Origin of the sequence: Agrobacterium sp. a22-2 (assembly GCF_012276985.1) — a bacterium.
In the GTDB taxonomy this organism is placed as follows: Bacteria; Pseudomonadota; Alphaproteobacteria; order Rhizobiales; family Rhizobiaceae; genus Allorhizobium.
In genome coordinates this window covers 167,896-185,179 of the sequence record NZ_JAAXMM010000004.1, presented here as the reverse complement: position 1 = coordinate 185,179, position 17,284 = coordinate 167,896, and the positions used below count along the sequence as shown (strand labels likewise).

Below are 17,284 nucleotides of genomic sequence, written 5' to 3'. Positions count from 1 at the left end.
CTGCCGCCACTGCTGCGCTCCAGTGCCGGCTTGAGCGGAGACCGCAGCGGTTTCGGCCTTGCCGTCAATCTCGCCCTGGTCGCCCTCCTGGGACTAGCCAGCCTCGTCTCCCTGGCCAGCGGACCGACCGGCGTCGGCCTTGGCGACCTGTGGCGCCATCTCATGGGCGTCGGCGGGCTCGCCACCCAAGATCTGGTCATCCTCGAAGCGGTGCGCCTGCCGCGCACGGCGCTGGCGCTGCTGGTCGGCGCCGGCCTTGGCGTATCCGGCGCCATGATGCAGGGCCTGTTCCGCAACCCGCTCGCCGACCCCGGCATCGTCGGCGTCACCTCTGGCGCGGCCCTTGCCGCCGTCTGCTCCATCGTGCTGGGCACGACGGTGCTGGCGCCGTTGCAGATGCTGCTCGGCAATCAGTTCCTGCCGCTGATGGCGTTTTTCGGTGGCCTGACCAATACGGTTCTTCTCTATGCGATCGCCACCCGCAATGGCCAGACCTCGACCACCGTGCTGATCCTGTCCGGCATCGCCATCGGCGCCATGTGCGCGGCCGGCACCGGCCTGCTGATTTTCATGGCTGATGACCGGGCGCTGCGCGATATCACCTTCTGGAGCCTCGGCTCGCTCGGCGGCGCCACCTATGCCAAGGCGGGCTCGATCCTGCCCTTCATCCTGGCGGTGCTGGCCACCATCCCCTTCGTCGCCCGCAGCCTCGACGCGCTGGTGCTCGGCGATGCGGCGGCCTACCATATGGGCGTGCCGGTGCAACGCTTGAAGCGCATCGTCATCCTGGCCGTGGCGGCTGCCTGCGGCGCGACGGTGGCGGTCGCCGGATCGATCTCCTTTGTCGGCATCGTCGTGCCGCATCTGTTGCGCCTGCTGATCGGCCCGTCCCACCGCTTCCTGCTGCCGGCCTCGGCGCTTGGCGGTGCCAGCCTGCTGTTACTGGCCGACAGCATGGCCCGCACCGTGGTGGCACCTGCCGAACTGCCGATCGGCATCATCACCGCCATGCTCGGCGCCCCGGTCTTTCTCGTGCTGCTGCTCGGCAAGAACGGCCGATCCGCCATGGAGGGTCTCTGATGATAACAGCCGACAATGTCACCCTCATCCGCTCCGGCCGCCGGCTGATCGACACCATCACCCTGACGCTTCGGCCAAACACCTTCACCGTGATCATCGGCCCCAACGGTGCCGGCAAGTCGACGCTGCTGAAGGTGCTGTCGGGAGAGATCAGGGCCGACCATGGCACGGTTCTTTATGAGGATCGTCCCGTGGCCCGCATGACGGCGGCCGCGCTTGCCGCACGGCGCGCCGTGCTGCCCCAAAGCACGGTCCTGTCCTTCCCCTTCACGGCGCTGGAAGTCGTGCGCATGGGGGCCATCGCCCATGGCAGCCCCGACCCTGGCCGGTCGGCCCGTCAGGCGCTGGCGAGAGTTGGACTTGCCGGCTTCGAAGGCCGGCACTATCGGGCGCTGTCGGGCGGCGAGCAGCAGCGGGTCCAGTTTGCAAGGGTGCTGGCGCAGGTGCCGACCGCCACGGACGACCACGGCGCCAAGGCCCTGTTCCTCGATGAACCGACGTCGAGCCTTGATATCGGCCACCAGATTGCGGTGCTGGAGATCGCCCGGGATTTTGTCAGAGACGGCGGCGCCGTGCTGGCCATCCTGCACGACCTCAATCTCGCCGCCGAATTCGCCGATCATCTCGTCGTCATGCATCATGGACGGATCTTTGCCGAAGGGCCGCCGGCCGACACGATCCACGACGCGGTGATCGCCGATGTCTACGGCATATCCGGCGCCGTCGGCCGACCGCCTGCCGACCGGATACCCTACGTGCTGCCGCAATCCCGCCACCGCTGACCGGCAATTAGCCGGCTCAGAGGTTATCCACAGTTATCCACAGGCAAATTTTGACAGTCTGAGAAAAAAATCCGGAACATCCGATGAACATCAGTCTATCCGGACCGGAACAAACAGGGACACCGCCTCTGGCGGCTATTTTTCTGCATTTGAATTTTCAGCGGAAATTTGTAATTTGGTGGGTGATGTAGGGTTCGAACCTACGACCCGCTGATTAAGAGTCAGCTGCTCTACCAACTGAGCTAATCACCCATCCGCGCCGTTCTGGTGGCGTGACCGGGCGTATAAACAGGATCGGCGGGCTTGTCCAGCGGGCAAGCGAAAATTCTTCGTTTCTCTGTCAAATAATTTCCACAAACGCCGGAAAACCCTTTGATTTCAAAGCTCGAGCATTCCGGTGGCAATCCGCACTGCCTGGCCGCCGATCCGGGCCCGGGAAATCTCGCCGTCCTTTGCGTCGATATGCAGATGAATGAAGGAAGGCCGTCCCATCTCCACGCCCTGCTCGATCAGCAGCGGATGATGGCCGTCCGGCAGCCCATCGAAATGGTGGATGGCACCCGATAGCGCCGCAACCGCCGATCCCGTTGCCGGGTCCTCTGAAATGCCCATGCCGGCGCCGAACATGCGCGCATGGAACTTCGCGGCATGATGCACGCCGCCGCGACAATAGACATAGGCCGAGGCCAGTGCGCCGTCGTAGAACGGCGCGGTGCGCTCCCAAAGCTGCGGATCGAATTCGATTGCCTCGACGGCGGCAAGATTGTGCAGTGGCAGCATCAGGAACGGCACGCCGGCGCTCCAGACCGACGGCACATGGTTTTCAAAGCCGATATCGCTCACCTTGACGCTGATAGCATCGGCCAGCCCCTGCTTGTCGAGCGGCAGCCGGACCTGTTGCGAGGTCCGCGGCAGGTCGAATTCGGCAAAGCTCGCCTCGCCGTCGCGGATGCGCACCGCGCAGCGCACTGGCCCGACATTCTCCTCCAGCACCGAGACCAGGTCCAGACCGCCATTGCTGCCGTCATAGGAGCGCTCTGCCAGCGCAATCGCCGTGCCGACGGTCGGATGCCCGGCAAACGGCAGTTCGCGCCCTGGCGTGAAGATGCGCAGCTTGGCGGCATGGGTCGGATTGGCTGCCGCCTGCACGAACACCGTTTCGGAGAGATTGAGTTCCCGTGCAATGGCCTGCATGGCATCATCGCTCAGGCCTTCACCGTCGAAGATCACGGCCAGCGGATTGCCGGCAAGCTTCCTGTCGGTGAAGACGTCATAGACGCTATATTGGCGGGCCAATCGATTCTCCCTCTATCCTGCAATCTTATGCCGCAGACTGCCCGAGCATCGATTGGCATGCAAGCAAGCCACTAATTCAAGCTGTTGAAATACCAGTCGAGCATCGGCAGCATGGCACGATTGTAGGGATGGGCCTGCGGATCGGCGGAGCGGATGGCAACGGCCCCGGAAATCTCCTGTTCCTCGTCCACCGCCATATGCGCCGCGATGCGCTCCAGCATCTCGTCGGCCGTCAAGGCAAAGCGGTAGAGCCGAAACACGGTGACCCGGCGGCGCAGATGGCTTGCATAGAACTGAGGATCGGCGTCCGCCTCGCCAAGGGCAAGGCCGGTTTCCTCACTCACCTCGCGCGCCATGTTGCCGGCGATATCGGCGAAACCGTCGACGATATCGCTCGGATCGAGCGAGCCGGCCGGGCAATAGACCTGCCCCGGATTGGCGGTGTGGTTCGACATGCGCACGGCGATGACAGCGCCATCGCTGGAAACCGGCACGGGCAGGCCGAACAGATGGTAGCCGGACGACGGCACCTGCTGCCGCCGCCACCATAGAAAGGCCGAATAGGGCACGACATGCCCCTGCCCGGCAATCGTGTCGCCGCCCATCGTCAGACGATGCTGAAACAGCATCTTGCCATTGTAGAGCGCCGGATTGGCCGCGGTCTCGCGGTGCCAGTTGTCCGCGGCTTCAGCCTGCTCGGCGGGCGTGAAGGGATAGTCGTCGATAGAGATCCGCAGCCGGATCTTCGACACCGGAAAAACCGTTTCTTCCGGCGGCCAGTGCAGATGGTCGTCGATGGCGTGCAGGGTCATATCAGGTCCAGGGTCATGACAATGGGGCAGTGGTCGGAGGCCTTGGGCCGATCCCAACCGATGCGCGGAAAGCGCTCGACCTCCTGTCCGGGTGGAAAGACGGTTCTGAACGGCTGGCCGCCGCGGATGATGTCTGGCGCGCGCGTCGCGTTCATGCGGGCCAATTCCGGCGACAGCCAGATGTAGTCGAGTTGGCACAGATGCTGCTCCTCCGGCCCGCGCGCGTGGTAAAGCGTCCAGCGGTCCAGCGGATCACGCCGCAGCATGGGATTTTCGGCAAAGCCATCCTGGCTGAACACGTCAAGCGCGCTTGGCAGGTCGGCGCAATGCTCGAACCGGTAGCCGAGCCTGCGGCTGCCGATCACGTCGACGCGCTCCTGATAGTCGTTCATGTCGCCGCAGATCGCAAAATTCATCTTTGCCGTGCGATCACGGCCGAAACGGTTCTCGATGATGTGACGCACGGCCTTGGCTTCGGCCTCCCGGATCGGCATGGTCGATGTCCGCCCGTCCAGGCCGTCGCGATTGCCGCTCATCGATTTGAAATGCACGACATAGAGCGTCAGCGGCTGCCCGCCGATCCGCAGGTCGAGTTCCAGGCAGTCCCGCTTGAAGATCTTGTCGTCGTCGGTGTTCGGGCTGACAAGGCCCGGAACGAAAGGCTTCAGATCGCGATAGGTCAGTGCCGCATGGCTCTTGATGTCGACCAGTTCGATCTTCTGGCCGTCGCGCGTCTCCTCGCGCATCATCACGCCGACATCGATGCCGCGGCTGTCATTGCCTTCGACCAGGTATTTCTGCCGATAGCCATTGCCGACCATGCGGAACAGATAGCCATATTCGAAGGCTGCCAAAGCCTCCATATTGTCGATCTCCTGCAGGCAGAGAATGTCGGCATCCGCATCGGCGATCGCCAGCGCCGAGAGCTGGCGGGTATCGTCGGTGGATGCCACCACGCGTGCCGCCTCCAACGCCTCGTAGGCCCGTTCGTCCCTGATCTCGAACAGCTTCATCACCCGGTCCTGGCGCAACTGGTTGCGAAAGCCGGTGAAATCGAAGCGGGTCATCAGGTTTTCGACATTGAAGGTGGCAAGTCGCAGGGACATGAACGTGCTTTCGGTTGATGCGGTCCGCAGCCTAACGACCCCGGCTGGAATCGCAAAGGCAAGACCCAATTAAAGCCAGGCTCATGGCGAAATTCCGCTATGGAGCGCCTTATCCCGACGCTATCATGCCCCTCGTAATTCCAGGGGGAGAATTCGATGATGCGCCTGCCGACCACCAAGATCATGACCTGCCTCGCCATCCTGACGGCCACGCTTCTGCCCGTCCACGCCTCCGCCGACAGCTTTGGCGCGCTCGCCTATTCGCCCGCCACCGGATCGACCGGCTGGTCGCACTCGCACACCGCGCGACGCGCCGCCGAACGCACGGCCCTCGACGGTTGCGCGCAATACGCAGACGACTGCCGCGTGGCCATCTGGTTCAAGAATGCCTGCGGCGCCCTTGCTGCCGGCCCGAACGGCTGGGGCTCGGGCTGGGGCGACGACCGGGCGCGCGCCGAATATGAGGCGATGAAGGTCTGCAGCCGCAACACGCGCGGCTGCCGCACGATCCGCTGGCAGTGTTCCGGCGCGCGCTGACCCGCATCCATTCCCGGTCATAGCCGCCAGCCGGCCCTGATCGCGACCATGACCGGCGCATCCTGCCGAATGGAAATTCGGCTGAAGGCGCGCAGCATCTGACCGTCGGACAGTGCCAGCCGTACGGCATAGCGCTCGCCCTCGAAAATGGCGCTCTCGACCGTTGCCGCAACGCCTTCGGCACCGATCTCGACATCCTGCGGCCGCACAAGAACATCGACCTTGGGCAGCCGCTCGTCCGGCTGCGACAGTGCTGCAGAAAGCGCCGGCCAGTCGAGGTCGCGGCGGGATGTATCGGCCATCGGGAGTCGCAGAATGGCCCCCTTCCCGACCAGCGCGCCGACGGCTCGGCCCTCCGGCCGCGCATAGATTTCGGCTGGCGGCGCGACCTGCAGCAGCCGCCCTTCCGACATCACGGCGACATCGGTTGCCAGCGCCATGGCCTCGCTCTGGTCATGGGTCACAAAGATCATCGTCGCGCCGGACCGGATATGGAACTCGCGAAAGGTCTCCTCCATTTCCTGGCGCAGGTGCCGGTCGAGGTTGGCGAGCGGCTCGTCGAGCAGCACCACATCGGGCGCTGTCACCAGGCAGCGTGCCAAAGCCACACGCTGCCGCTGACCGCCTGAAAGATCCGCCGGACGACGCGCCGCATACGGCTCCAGCCGCACTGTCGCCAGCGCCTCGCGAACGCTTGTCCGATAGCGCTCACCCGAAATGCCACGCACCTTCAAGGGATAACCGACATTGTCGGCAACGCTCATATGCGGCCAGAGCGCATAGGACTGGAACACCATCGCCATATTGCGCTTTTCCGGCGGCACCACGCCGGTGGCATCCGCCAGAAGCCGCTCACCGAGCAGGATGGAACCGTCTGTCGGCGCCTCGAAGCCGGCGACCATGCGCAGCACGGTGGTCTTGCCGCAGCCGGACGGCCCGAGCAGCGCCAGGAAACCGCCTTCGCGCACGGTCAGCGAGACGTCGCTGACAGCAGGTTTTCCGGTGCCATAGTCCTTGCACAGCTTGTGCAATATCAGTTGCGCCAAGGCACGACTCCTTTCGGCAGCGTCGCTGCCATCAGTTCCAAGAGCAGCATCAGGACCGTCACCATGCCGACCACCAGCACCGACAGGGCGGCGGCCAGATCGTAGGATCCGCTGTCGTCGAGATTGTAGATCGCCACGCCGAGCGTCTGGGTGCCGGCCGACCACAGCAGCGCCGAGACGGTCAGCTCGTTGCAGGCGATCAGGAAGACCAGAACGACCGAGGCACCGGCAGCCGGCGCAATCAGCGGCACGATGATATCGACCAGCCGGCGATAGAGCCCAGCCCCCGACAGCCGTGCCGCCTCCTCCAGCGCCGGATCGAGCTGGCGAAAGGCGCTGATGACAGGCTTCAGCCCGACGGCAAAGAAGCTCGAGACATAGGCTGCCAGGATGATCCAGATCGTCCCGTAGATCGTCACGCCAAGCAACGGGATCGGAGCTGCGAACACCAGGATGAAGGCGACGGAAATCACGATGCCCGGCAGCGCGTACGGAATTTCGATCATCGCCGAGACGATGGTCGTAAAGCGGCTAGGCCCGCGGGTCAGCGCATAGGCCGTCAGCACGGACATCACCAACAGGCCGAGCGACGTCACGGTGGCCAGAAACAGCGAGTTCGAAAACGCCGTCCGCGTTACGCTCTGGCGAAACAGGATCTCTTCATAGGCATGGAACGAGATGCTCTTGAAAGACAGCACGACGCCATAGGCCGGCACCAGCGATCCGGCGATCAGTGCCAGCAGCGGCAGGACGAGAATCGCCACCAGCACCAGCCACAGCAAAGCCTCCACCACCGGTCGGATGAAACCGAGCCGAAACGTCGCAGCACTGCCGGAAAGTCCGATCACCCGGTAGTCCCGGCCCCTCAGCGCCCGTTCCTGGACGGCGATGCCGGCGACCGCAATCACCGCGATCATGCCGGACAGCATGGCGATATCACCGAATGTCGAGCTCCCGAAGCTGGCAAAGCGGCTGTAGATCAGCGTCGGCAAAGTGAAGATCGAGGCGGGAATGCCGAGAATGGCCGGAATGCCGAAATTGCCGACGCCAGATACGAAGGCGATGGCCGCCCCGGCAATCAGCCCCGGCAAGGACAGCGGCAGGATGATGTCGAACAGCACTCGGCCCGGCGAAGCGCCGGCAAGCTTTGCCGCCTCGATGCCGTCGCGCGGCAGGGCCAGCAGCCCGGCGCGCAGGGCCAGGAACACCAGCGGCGCATGCTGCACTCCGAGCAGCAGCGCGATGCCGGCGATCGAATAGAGCGGCTGCGGACTGCCCAGCGGCGGCGCCAGACCGATCGTTTTGAGCAGCGGGCTCGACGGCCCGGTCATGCCGACCCAGGCCAATGCCGTCACCTGCGGCGGGATCATGGTCGGCAGCATGAACAGGAAGCTCAAAAGCCATTTGCCACGGATATCGGCAAGCGTCAGTGCCAGCGCGAAAACGCCGCCGATGATCACCGAAATGACCATGCCGAAGAAAGAGGTCGACAGCGTGTTGAGCGCCGCCGTCCAGACGCTACCCTCAGAGATCAGCGCCCAGGCACTGCCCCGCCAGATCGAGGCAAGCCCGGCCTGAAACAGGCGCAGCAGCGGCACGACGCAAAAGGCGAAGACGACGGTGGCGACAAAGGGGAACAGCCAGCGGGGCTGGCTGTTCGCTTTGGTGAAGGGCAAGGGCATGAACCGTCAGGATCAGTTCGTGCCGAAAATGCCGGAGAAGGTCTTCAGATCCGCGTCGGAGGCCTTGAGGGCCTCGGCTGCGTTGATCGGCAGAAGCTTGATCGTGTCGCGGGCCGGAAAACCTTCCGGAACCGGCATGCCATTGCGGGCCGGGATGTAGCCGAGTTTCAGGAAGCCTTCCTGGCCTTTTTCGGAGAGCACGTAATCAACGAACTTCTTGGCAGAATCGGCATTCTTGGTGGTCGACAGAATGGCGACCGGCTCGGTCACGGCCGAAACGCCCTCTTCCGGGAACACGAACTCGACGGGCGCGCCCTTGGCCTTTTCGCGGATCGGCATGTAGTCGACGACCATGCCATAGGCCTTCTCGCCTGACGCCACCGATTTCAGGATGGCACCGTTGCCGCCGGCCGCCGTCGCGCCATTGGCCTGCAACTGCTTGTAATAGTCCCAGCCGAGGCCATCGACGCCGGCCAGCGTCTGGGCGTGGATGAGAGCCGCACCCGAGGTCAGCGGGCTCGGCATGGCCACCAGGCCCTTGGCTTCCGGCTTGGCCAGATCCTTCCAGCTGGTCGGCTTCATGCCGGCCGCGGTATTGTACATGATGCCGGTGGTGATCAGCTTGGTCGAGTAATAGGCGCCATCGGCGTCATAGAGGCTGGCATCATAGTTGGCGGCTTCCGGCGACTTGTAGGCCAGCAGCTGGCCGGCCTGCTTCATACGCTCCAGCGTTACCGTGTCGGCGATCAGCAACAGGTCGGCGCCCGGATTGCCGGCTTCGATTTCAGCCATCAGCTTGGCCATGATTTTCGGCGTGCCGTCGCGCACCCAGTCGACCTTGATGTCGGGATTGGCGGCCATGAAGCCATCGACGGTCGCCTGGGCGTCCTCGTTCGGTTGGCTCGTATAGAGCACCAGATTGGCCGCATCGGCGTTGACGGCCAGAAGGCCGAGGCTAACGACGGCGGTAAAAGCCGAGAGCAGGGTTTTCATCGGGGTAATCCTTTTTGACAAAAGCTTAAGCCGATGCATAAACACACCGCTTTAACAGTCATGTGACACCGAGCCCGGGCGCCGGCACTGCCCGCCCTGTACTTCAACCAGAAGAAAAATGTCCTTCCCATGACTTTTATGGGGTTGTGCGCCGACCGATCTTGGCCAAGAGATTGATGTCGAAGCGATTTCCTGCAATTCGAAGCGCTTGGGCATCGATTGACAAGACCGGAACAAACGACATGAAAACTGGCAGCGATTGGCGGGCGCGTCTGCGCTATGAATTCGATAAGAGCATGGCGGGCGGTGCCATCGCGCTGATCGGCTGGCTCGCGCTGATCTCGCTGATCGTCATCATGCTGGCGGGCGCGTTTCTGGCGGTCACCGGCATCGCGCCGGAAGGCGGCGAACCGGTCTCCTTCATCGAAGGCACCTGGGAATCCCTGATGCGCACCTTCGACGCCGGCACCATGGGCGGCGACCAGGGCTGGGGCTTCCGTGGCGTCGCACTCGTCGTGACCATCGCCGGCATTTTCGTCTTCTCGGCCTTGATCGGCGTCATCAGCTCGGGCCTTGAAAACAAGCTGGACGAATTGCGCAAGGGCCGCTCGCGCATCCTCGAAAGCGACCACACCATCATCCTCAACTGGTCGCCGTCGATCTTCGATGTCATTTCCGAACTGGTGATCGCCAACCAGAGCCGCCGCCGCCCGCGCATCATCATCATGGCCAATCGCGACAAGGTCGAGATGGAAGACGAGATCGCCACCAAGGTCGAGGATCTGAAGAACACCAAGATCATCTGCCGCAGCGGCGACCCGACCGACCTTTACGACCTCAACATCGTCAATCCCCAGACATCGCGCTCGATCATCGTGCTGTCGCCCGACGGCGAGGATCCGGATTCCCAGGTGATCAAGTCGGTCCTGGCGCTGGTCAACGATCCGAACCGGCGCACCCAGCCCTATATGATCGCCGCCGAGATCCGCGACGCGCAGAACGCCGACGTGGCGAGAATCGTCGGTGGCCGGGAAATGCAGATGGTGCTGGCCGACGATCTGATTTCGCGGATCGTCGTCCATACCAGCCGCCAGTCCGGCCTCAGCGCCGTCTATTCGGAACTGCTCGATTTCGACGGATGTGAAATCTACACGCTGGAACAGCCGGATCTCGTCGGCAAGTCCTTCGCCGCCGCCGTCATGACCTACGAGAATTCCACCCTGATCGGCCTTTGCGACGCCAAGGGCCAGGTGCAGCTCAACCCGGCACCCAACCGCGTCTTCCAGGCCGGCGAACGTGCCATCATCATTGCCGAGGACGACGCCTCGATCCGGCCGTGGACCGGCGATATCCACCTTGCCAAGGATGCCATCCTGCCGGTCGTCAAGCAGAAGCCGGTGGCGGAACGGACGCTGATCCTCGGCTGGAACCGCCGCGGGCCGATCATCGCTACCGAACTCGCCCGCTATGTCGCGCCCGGCTCGTCGCTGACCATTGCCGCCTCCACGCCGCAGTTTCAGGCCGATATCGAAGCGCTGAGGATCGCCAAGGACACCATGACCGTCGCCCATCGGGTGATCGATACCAGCAGCCGCCTGGCGCTCGAAGCGCTCGACATCCCTGGTTTCGACCATGTTCTCGTTCTCGGCTACAGCGACGACATGCCGGCGCAGTCGGCCGATACGCGCACCCTGATCACCCTGCTGCAGCTGCGCAAGATCGCCGAGCGGGCTGGCCGGCACATCAGCGTCGTCAGCGAAATGATCGACGTGCGCAACCGCGAGCTTGCCGAAGTGACCCGTGCCGACGATTTCGTCGTCAGCAACAAGCTGGTCAGCCTGATGCTCGCCCAGGCCTCCGAAAACGAATATATGGCGGCCATCTTCGACGAATTGCTGAACGAAGAAGGCTCGGAAATCTACATGCGGCCGATGGCCGACTATGTGGCGATCGACAGGCCGGTGAATTTCTTCACCGTGGCCCTGGCGGCACTGCGGCGCGGCGAAGTGGCGATCGGCTATCGGCGCCAGCGCGACGACGATCCCGACACCCGCAACCTCGGCGGCGTCACGGTCAATCCCTTGCGCTCCGAGATGCTGACCTATACCGACCGGGACATGGTCATCGTTCTGGCTGCCGATTAGACCCACTTCCTCAGCGGGCGACTGTCGGGCGCCGGGCCGCCCGGATCGCGGCGTCCGTCACCGCCAACACGCGGGCATCCGACAATTGTGCAACGTTGAAGCGCATGAAGCTGCCGGCGGTCTGCGACAGGCTGAACACATTGCCGGGCGCCAGCACGATACGCTCGGTCAGCGCATGGCGCGCCACGTCGGCGGCATCGACCCCCTCCGGCAATCTGCACCATAAAAACATGCCGGCCGGCGGCTCGATCCACGGCTCGATGTCGATCGCTTTCAGCCTACTGGATGCATCCGCCATCGCCCGCGCCAGCCGTTGCCGTAGCGACTCCATGTGCTTGCGATAACTGCCGTCGGTCAACAGCGCCAGCACCAGCCCGGCCGACAGACTGGCGCCGCCGAAACTGGTGGCGATCTTCAGGTCGATCAGTCCCTCGACCCAGTCCGGCCGCGCCGCGATATAGCCGCAACGTACCGAGGCCGACAGCGTTTTGGAAAAACTGCCGATCTGGATGACCCGCTCCAATCCGTCGAAGGCGGCCAGCCGCGGCGCCGGCGCCACCTCGAAATCGGCAAAAATGTCGTCCTCGACGATGGTCAACTCGAATTGCTCAGCCAGCCGCAGCACGCGATGCGCCGTCACCGGCGACAGAACAGCGCCGGTCGGATTGTGCAGCCCCGAATTGGTGATGTAGAGCCGCGGCCGGTGCTCGGCCAGCACCTGTGCAAAAAGCTCGACATCCGGACCCGTCGGCGTATAGGGCACGCTGACGACCTTGGCCCGATGCGCCCGCAGCAGGGCATGGAAGTTGAAATAGCAGGGATCGTCGACCAGCACCGTATCGCCGGGCTCGATCAGAAAGCGGCAGATCAGGTCGATCGCCTGGGTGCCGGATTCGGTTAAGATAATCTGCGAGGGCGAGGCCTCGATGCCGTGGCCGGCCATGCGGCGCGACAGCACCTGGCGCAGGGCGAGAAGGCCAAGCGGCGTCCCGTAATCGGTCAACACGGCATCATCACCGCGCGACAGCGTGCGCAGCCCGCGACGAATGGCATCCTGCGGCATCCATGCGGCCGGCAGCCAGCCGCAACCGGGCTTCGGCATGCTTTGGCCAGCCTCCAGCGATTGGCGCGAGATCCACAGCGGATCGACAGCGCGGTCGAACTTCGGTCCCGTTTCAACGAGCGATAGCGGCGCCAGCGGCGCGACGACGAAATAACCGGATCCCGGACGCGACCGGATAACTCCTTCGGCCACCAGCCGCTCATAAGCCTCGACCACGGTCGATTTCGATACCCGCATGGTCGCGGCGAAGGCGCGGATCGACGGCAGCTTGGCGCCCGGCGTCAGGCTGCGCACGCCGATCATCTGCCGGATGGCCTGCATTACGACGGCGATCCGCGTGTCACTCTGCGTGTCGATCTGCAGCTTCTGATCCATCCGTACCCATCCAGGAGCCATTACAGTTTGGAGAAATTGTACTGCACTGTCTCTGGAATAGCCACCACCATCCGGTCGATATCCATGGACGGAGAAATGGAGACTGCAATGAACAAGGTGACAAACGGCTGGCTCAATGGATTTCTGGGCGTCCTGATCTTCAGCGGCTCCCTGCCGGCCACGCGAGTGGCGGTGATGGACTTCGATCCGGTCTTCCTGACCGGCGCCCGTGCCGCGATCGCCGGCCTTCTGGCCCTCGGCCTGCTCATGGCTTTCCGCCAGAAGCGCCCCACGGGTCGCGATCTCGTCTCGCTGGCTGTCGTGGCGCTCGGCGTGGTCGTCGGCTTTCCCCTGCTGACGGCGCTGGCGCTGCAACATGTCACCTCGGCCCATTCCATCGTGTTCGTCGGGCTGCTGCCCTTAGCGACGGCGGTGTTCGGCGTGTTGCGCGGCGGCGAAAACCCCAAGCCGGTGTTCTGGGTCTTCTCCTGCCTCGGCAGCGCGCTGGTCGCAGGCTTTGCCGTGTCGCAAGGCCTTGCCGCCTCGCCGGTCGGCGACCTGCTGATGCTGGCGGCCATCGTGGTCTGCGGGCTTGGCTATGCCGAAGGCGCCAAACTGTCCCGCGCGCTCGGCGGCTGGCAGGTGATTTGCTGGGCGCTGGTGCTGTCGCTGCCGATGATGCTGGCCCTCAGCCTTTTCACGCAGCCGCCGTCGTTTGCCGCCATCGGCAGCCCCGCCTGGGCGGGCCTTGCCTATGTCTCGCTGTTCAGCATGCTGATCGGCTTCATCTTCTGGTATCGCGGCCTGGCGCAAGGCGGCATAGCCGCCGTCGGGCAGCTGCAATTGCTGCAGCCCTTCTTCGGCCTGGCGCTGGCCGCCTCGCTGCTGCACGAGCCGGTCAGCCCGTCCTTGCTGATCGTCACGCTTTGCGTCGTCGGATGCGTTGCGGGCGCCAAACGCTTTGCCCGGTGAGGCAAAGCCAATGCCGTGCCCGGCACCTGTCAGGCGGCTTCCGAAAGGGCTCCGCCGATCAGCCGACCGAGGCGCTTGATGCCTTCCTCGATCATCTCCTCGTTGGCGCAGGAGAAGGACAGCCGCAGCGTATTGGCCCCGGATCGGTCGGCGAAGAACGCCTGCCCGGGCACGAAGGCGACTTTTTCGGTCCGGATCGAGCGCTCCAGAAGCTCGGCGCCGTCCATGCCCTCCGGCAGCGTCACCCAGATGAACATGCCGCCCTCCGGCTTCGTCCAGACCGCAGCGGCCGGCATGTAGCGGTCGAGGGCCGCCAGCATCGCATCGCGCCTGGCGCTATAGGCTAACCTGATCTTGGCGACCTGCGCCTCGAAATGGCGTTCCGCCACATAGGCGATAGCCATCTGGTTGATCGTCGAGGAATGCAGGTCGGCGGCCTGCTTCATCAGCACCAGCTTGCGGATCACCGTCATATTGGCGACCACGAAGCCGACCCGCAAACCCGGTGCCAGCGTCTTCGAAAAACTGCCGCAATAGATTGTGCGGGTGTCCTCGATCGATCCCTTGCGGGCGATGTCGAGTGCCAGGATCGGCGGGATCGCCTCGCCGTCATAGCGCAGCGACTGATAGGCCGCATCCTCGATGAGGGCGATGTCGAGTTCGTCGCCGAGATCCAGCAAGCGTTTGCGGCCGGCCAGATCGACGCTCTCGCCCGTCGGGTTGGAAAAATCGGCCGACGTATAGGCAAACTTCACCTCGCCGCCGAGATTTTGTGCGGTGGCGCGATAACTGTCCGGCGTGCGGTTGCCCGTGAGCGTCAACTGGTCGTAATTCGGTTCATAGGCATTGAAGGCCTGCAGCGCACCGAGATAGGTTGGCCAGTTGACCAGCGCGGTATCTTTCGGAGACAGGAACAGCTTGCCGAGATAATCGAGCGCCTGCTGCGACCCCGATGTGATGAAGATATTGTCGACCGAACAGGCAATCCCGAGCTTCTGCATTTCGCCGCGCAGCCATTCGCGCAGCGGCTTATAGCCCTCGCTCACCGAATATTGCAGCGCCGCCCCCACCTGTTCGCCGGCAAAGATATCGGCATAGGCCGCCTTGAATTCCCCATCCGGAAACAGTTTCGGATCGGGAATGCCGCCGGCAAAGGAAATGATATCCGGCTGGTCGAGCAGCTTCAGCAATTCACGGATTTCGGAGGCGCGCATGCGGGTCGAGCGCGTCGCAAAGATATGATCCCAATTGAGCATGGGGCGTTTCCTCGGATGTTTTTATAGGACCGAGATGACCACAGAGGGCTCGATATGTCAACAATACTGACCTATCGAGTCGCAACAAAAAATCGAATTTGGTCGAATCTGGGCAAGATTCGATTGCGCCGACGGCGGCCATTTTCGCGATTTGCCATCCGTCATCCTGGTCGACAAGTAGACAGTACCCAAAGAAAAACCGGGGAAGTCGCCCTCCCCGGCTTTGGATATCAATGCTCTAGCCTAACGACTGCTTAGTTGACGCTCTTGTCGACCAGCTTGTTCTTGCCGATCCAAGGCATCATGGCGCGCAGCTTGGTGCCGACTTCTTCGATCTGGTGGCTGTCGTTCAGGCGGCGGATACCCTTGAAGCGAGCCGAACCGGCACGGTATTCCTGCATCCAGTCCGAGGTGAACTTGCCGGTCTGGATATCGGTCAGCACGCGCTTCATTTCAGCCTTGGTTTCAGCCGTGATGATGCGCGGGCCGGTGACGTATTCGCCCCATTCCGCCGTGTTGGAGATCGAGTAGTTCATGTTGGCGATGCCGCCTTCATAGATCAGGTCGACGATCAGCTTCACTTCGTGCAGGCATTCGAAATAGGCCATTTCAGGCGCATAGCCGCCTTCGACGAGCGTTTCGAAACCGGCGCGGATCAGTTCGACGAGACCGCCGCACAGCACGACCTGCTCGCCGAACAGGTCGGTTTCGCATTCTTCCTTGAACGAGGTTTCGATGATGCCCGAACGGCCGCCGCCAACGCCGCAGGCGTAGGAGAGAGCGAGCTCAAGCGCATTGCCAGAGGCGTTCTGGTGAATGGCAACGAGGCAGGGAACGCCGCCGCCCTTCTGGTATTCGCCACGAACCGTGTGGCCCGGGCCCTTCGGGGCGATCATCACGACATCGACCGAAGCCTTCGGCTCGATCAGGCCGAAATGCACGTTGAGGCCGTGCGCAAAGGCAATCGCTGCACCGTCGCGGATGTTCGGCGCGATATCGGCCTTGTAGATGTCGGCCTGCAATTCGTCAGGCGTCGCCATCATCATCAGGTCGGCCCAGGCGGCGGCCTCAGAAACGGTCATGACCTTGAAGCCGTCGGCTTCGGCCTTCTTGATGGTCGGCGAACCGGCCTTCAGAGCAATGACCACATCCTTGGCGCCCGAATCCTTCAGGTTCAGCGCATGGGCGCGGCCCTGCGAACCGTAGCCGATGATGGCCACTTTCTTGGACTTGATGAGGTTCAAGTCAGCATCACGATCGTAATAGACGCGCATTGATTTTTCCTTCCCTATGCTTGTCGGTTGTGTCTGGTATTCCCGCCGGCGGCCTGGCCGGACATCTGCCTCAGGCCGCCAGGATCTTCTCCGTGCCATAGAGCGTCAGGAAGGCGGATACCGCCTTTACCGCCCTGGCCTCGAAATTGTCCGTCTCCGGCCGTTCGCCGAGCAGCATGCGCACATGCAGGTCACAAACGATCAGCCCGTAGAGCGTGCGATAGGTCTCCTCGCCGTCTGAAAAGCGCAGCAGGCCGTCGCGCCGGCCGGAATCCAGCAGCGCCCTTGCCCGCCGGTCGATCTGCCGACGGCCACGTTCGATCAGAAGCTTGCCCAGCTTGGAACTGTCGCGGCTGGTCTGGCCGATTGCCAGCCGGTTCAGCGCCAGCGACACGTCGCCGGCCAGAACCTCGAGCAGGTCGCGGCCAAACAGTTCCAGATGATCGCGCAAGCTTTCCGCCGACAGCCGTTCGCCGGAGCGCTCAAACGTCCGCACCTTGCTGGCCTGGAACGAGATCATCGCCGACAGCAGCCCGTCGCGATCGCCGAACCACTTGTAGAGGCTTTCCTTCGAGCAATTGGCAGCCCGCGCCAAACCCGCCGTCGTCAGCGCCTTCTCGCCGCCGTCGACCAGCAGACGCAGCGCTTCGGCCAGGACGGCACTCTGGCGCGGCGAAAACTCGGCAAGGCTGGTGGCGTCGATCTGCAAGGCAATCCTCATAGCTCAAGTACCGTACGGTACGGTTCTGTCTACGAACTGCCTCGCCTGTCGTCAAGCCCCTTTCGAAAGACTCCCTTTGCCTACTCAAAAGGCGCCCGCACGGTCACATCCCATCACGTTTCTTTGAAACCGGCGCGGAAAAATA

At 63.3% G+C, this 17,284-nt stretch carries 15 protein-coding genes and 1 tRNA gene; 5 read left to right on the top strand and 11 right to left on the bottom strand.

All coding sequences use genetic code 11. The annotated features are described in order from the left end of the window. A complete protein-coding gene (locus tag HFC70_RS08055) occupies positions 1–1,080 on the top strand; it encodes an iron ABC transporter permease (protein WP_168472886.1) in 1,080 nt (359 codons plus the stop codon). Continuing rightward, positions 1,080–1,862: a heme ABC transporter ATP-binding protein gene (locus tag HFC70_RS08050; protein WP_168472716.1), complete on the top strand. Its 783-nt coding sequence runs from the start codon at positions 1,080–1,082 to the stop codon at positions 1,860–1,862. Before HFC70_RS08055 ends, HFC70_RS08050 begins: the two co-directional genes overlap by 1 nt. A 176-nt stretch (positions 1,863–2,038) precedes the next feature. Here the strand turns inward: HFC70_RS08050 and HFC70_RS08045 are convergent. The 4 genes from HFC70_RS08045 to HFC70_RS08030 form a co-directional block, all read right to left on the bottom strand. Beyond that, positions 2,039–2,114: transfer RNA gene (locus HFC70_RS08045), tRNA-Lys, on the bottom strand. Between the two features lie 126 nt (positions 2,115–2,240). Beyond that, positions 2,241–3,158 carry a PhzF family phenazine biosynthesis protein gene (locus HFC70_RS08040; protein WP_168472715.1) on the bottom strand — a complete coding sequence of 306 codons (918 nt, stop codon included), beginning with the start codon at positions 3,156–3,158 and terminating at the stop codon, positions 2,241–2,243. Between the two features lie 71 nt (positions 3,159–3,229). Continuing rightward, positions 3,230–3,970 (bottom strand): NUDIX hydrolase, encoded by a 741-nt coding sequence (locus HFC70_RS08035; RefSeq protein WP_168472714.1) that lies wholly within the window; start codon positions 3,968–3,970, stop codon positions 3,230–3,232. Next, entirely contained in the window at positions 3,967–5,076 is a 1,110-nt protein-coding gene (locus HFC70_RS08030) for an endonuclease/exonuclease/phosphatase family protein (protein WP_168472713.1), read from the bottom strand. Before HFC70_RS08030 ends, HFC70_RS08035 begins: the two co-directional genes overlap by 4 nt. A gap of 156 nt (positions 5,077–5,232) precedes the next feature. Between HFC70_RS08030 and HFC70_RS08025 the strand changes: the two genes are divergently transcribed. Further along, a complete protein-coding gene (locus HFC70_RS08025) occupies positions 5,233–5,613 on the top strand; it encodes a DUF4189 domain-containing protein (protein WP_246735684.1) in 381 nt (126 codons plus the stop codon). 17 nt (positions 5,614–5,630) lie between these two features. On the opposite strand, the gene HFC70_RS08020 is transcribed toward HFC70_RS08025, so the two are convergent. The 3 genes from HFC70_RS08020 to HFC70_RS08010 are packed head-to-tail and all read right to left on the bottom strand — an operon-like array spanning position 5,631 to position 9,334. After that, positions 5,631–6,659, bottom strand: coding sequence for an ABC transporter ATP-binding protein (locus HFC70_RS08020; RefSeq protein ID WP_168472712.1), 1,029 nt, complete (start codon positions 6,657–6,659; stop codon positions 5,631–5,633). After that, entirely contained in the window at positions 6,647–8,341 is a 1,695-nt protein-coding gene (locus HFC70_RS08015; RefSeq protein WP_168472711.1) for an iron ABC transporter permease, read from the bottom strand. The genes HFC70_RS08020 and HFC70_RS08015 overlap by 13 nt, the downstream gene beginning before the upstream one ends. Before the next feature lie 12 nt (positions 8,342–8,353). After that, positions 8,354–9,334, bottom strand: a complete 981-nt coding sequence (locus HFC70_RS08010) for an ABC transporter substrate-binding protein (RefSeq protein ID WP_168472710.1) — start codon at positions 9,332–9,334, stop codon at positions 8,354–8,356. Positions 9,335–9,576: 242 nt separating this feature from the next. Here HFC70_RS08010 and HFC70_RS08005 point away from each other — a divergent pair, with 242 nt between their 5' ends. Then, positions 9,577–11,478 (top strand): hypothetical protein, encoded by a 1,902-nt coding sequence (locus HFC70_RS08005; protein WP_168472709.1) that lies wholly within the window; start codon positions 9,577–9,579, stop codon positions 11,476–11,478. A gap of 10 nt (positions 11,479–11,488) precedes the next feature. Here HFC70_RS08005 and HFC70_RS08000 read toward each other — a convergent pair whose 3' ends face one another. Beyond that, a complete protein-coding gene (locus HFC70_RS08000; RefSeq protein ID WP_168472708.1) occupies positions 11,489–12,916 on the bottom strand; it encodes a PLP-dependent aminotransferase family protein in 1,428 nt (475 codons plus the stop codon). Positions 12,917–13,024: 108 nt separating this feature from the next. Here HFC70_RS08000 and HFC70_RS07995 point away from each other — a divergent pair, with 108 nt between their 5' ends. After that, positions 13,025–13,888 carry a DMT family transporter gene (locus tag HFC70_RS07995; RefSeq protein ID WP_168472707.1) on the top strand — a complete coding sequence of 288 codons (864 nt, stop codon included), beginning with the start codon at positions 13,025–13,027 and terminating at the stop codon, positions 13,886–13,888. A 29-nt stretch (positions 13,889–13,917) separates the two neighbouring features. On the opposite strand, the gene HFC70_RS07990 is transcribed toward HFC70_RS07995, so the two are convergent. The 3 genes from HFC70_RS07990 to HFC70_RS07980 form a co-directional block, all read right to left on the bottom strand. Next, complete coding sequence (locus tag HFC70_RS07990; protein ID WP_168472706.1) at positions 13,918–15,144, bottom strand: PLP-dependent aminotransferase family protein; 1,227 nt, start codon at positions 15,142–15,144, stop codon at positions 13,918–13,920. Between the two features lie 254 nt (positions 15,145–15,398). After that, positions 15,399–16,418, bottom strand: coding sequence for a ketol-acid reductoisomerase (ilvC, locus tag HFC70_RS07985; RefSeq protein WP_168472705.1), 1,020 nt, complete (start codon positions 16,416–16,418; stop codon positions 15,399–15,401). Positions 16,419–16,488: 70 nt separating this feature from the next. After that, positions 16,489–17,139: a TetR/AcrR family transcriptional regulator gene (locus tag HFC70_RS07980; RefSeq protein ID WP_168472704.1), complete on the bottom strand. Its 651-nt coding sequence runs from the start codon at positions 17,137–17,139 to the stop codon at positions 16,489–16,491. Positions 17,140–17,284 lie beyond the last annotated feature (145 nt).

Bases quoted from the DNA above. Each gene is read 5' to 3' on its own strand.
- HFC70_RS08050 (WP_168472716.1), top strand. From the start codon at position 1,080: ATGATAACAGCCGACAATGTCACCCTCATCCGCTCCGGCCGCCGGCTG.
- HFC70_RS08035 (WP_168472714.1), bottom strand. From the start codon at position 3,970: ATGACCCTGCACGCCATCGACGACCATCTGCACTGGCCGCCGGAAGAA.
- HFC70_RS08030 (WP_168472713.1), bottom strand. From the start codon at position 5,076: ATGTCCCTGCGACTTGCCACCTTCAATGTCGAAAACCTGATGACCCGC.
- HFC70_RS08025 (WP_246735684.1), top strand. From the start codon at position 5,233: ATGATGCGCCTGCCGACCACCAAGATCATGACCTGCCTCGCCATCCTG.
- HFC70_RS08015 (WP_168472711.1), bottom strand. From the start codon at position 8,341: ATGCCCTTGCCCTTCACCAAAGCGAACAGCCAGCCCCGCTGGCTGTTC.
- HFC70_RS08010 (WP_168472710.1), bottom strand. From the start codon at position 9,334: ATGAAAACCCTGCTCTCGGCTTTTACCGCCGTCGTTAGCCTCGGCCTT.
- HFC70_RS08005 (WP_168472709.1), top strand. From the start codon at position 9,577: ATGAAAACTGGCAGCGATTGGCGGGCGCGTCTGCGCTATGAATTCGAT.
- HFC70_RS08000 (WP_168472708.1), bottom strand. From the start codon at position 12,916: ATGGATCAGAAGCTGCAGATCGACACGCAGAGTGACACGCGGATCGCC.
- HFC70_RS07995 (WP_168472707.1), top strand. From the start codon at position 13,025: ATGAACAAGGTGACAAACGGCTGGCTCAATGGATTTCTGGGCGTCCTG.
- HFC70_RS07990 (WP_168472706.1), bottom strand. From the start codon at position 15,144: ATGCTCAATTGGGATCATATCTTTGCGACGCGCTCGACCCGCATGCGC.
- ilvC (WP_168472705.1), bottom strand. From the start codon at position 16,418: ATGCGCGTCTATTACGATCGTGATGCTGACTTGAACCTCATCAAGTCC.
- HFC70_RS07980 (WP_168472704.1), bottom strand. From the start codon at position 17,139: ATGAGGATTGCCTTGCAGATCGACGCCACCAGCCTTGCCGAGTTTTCG.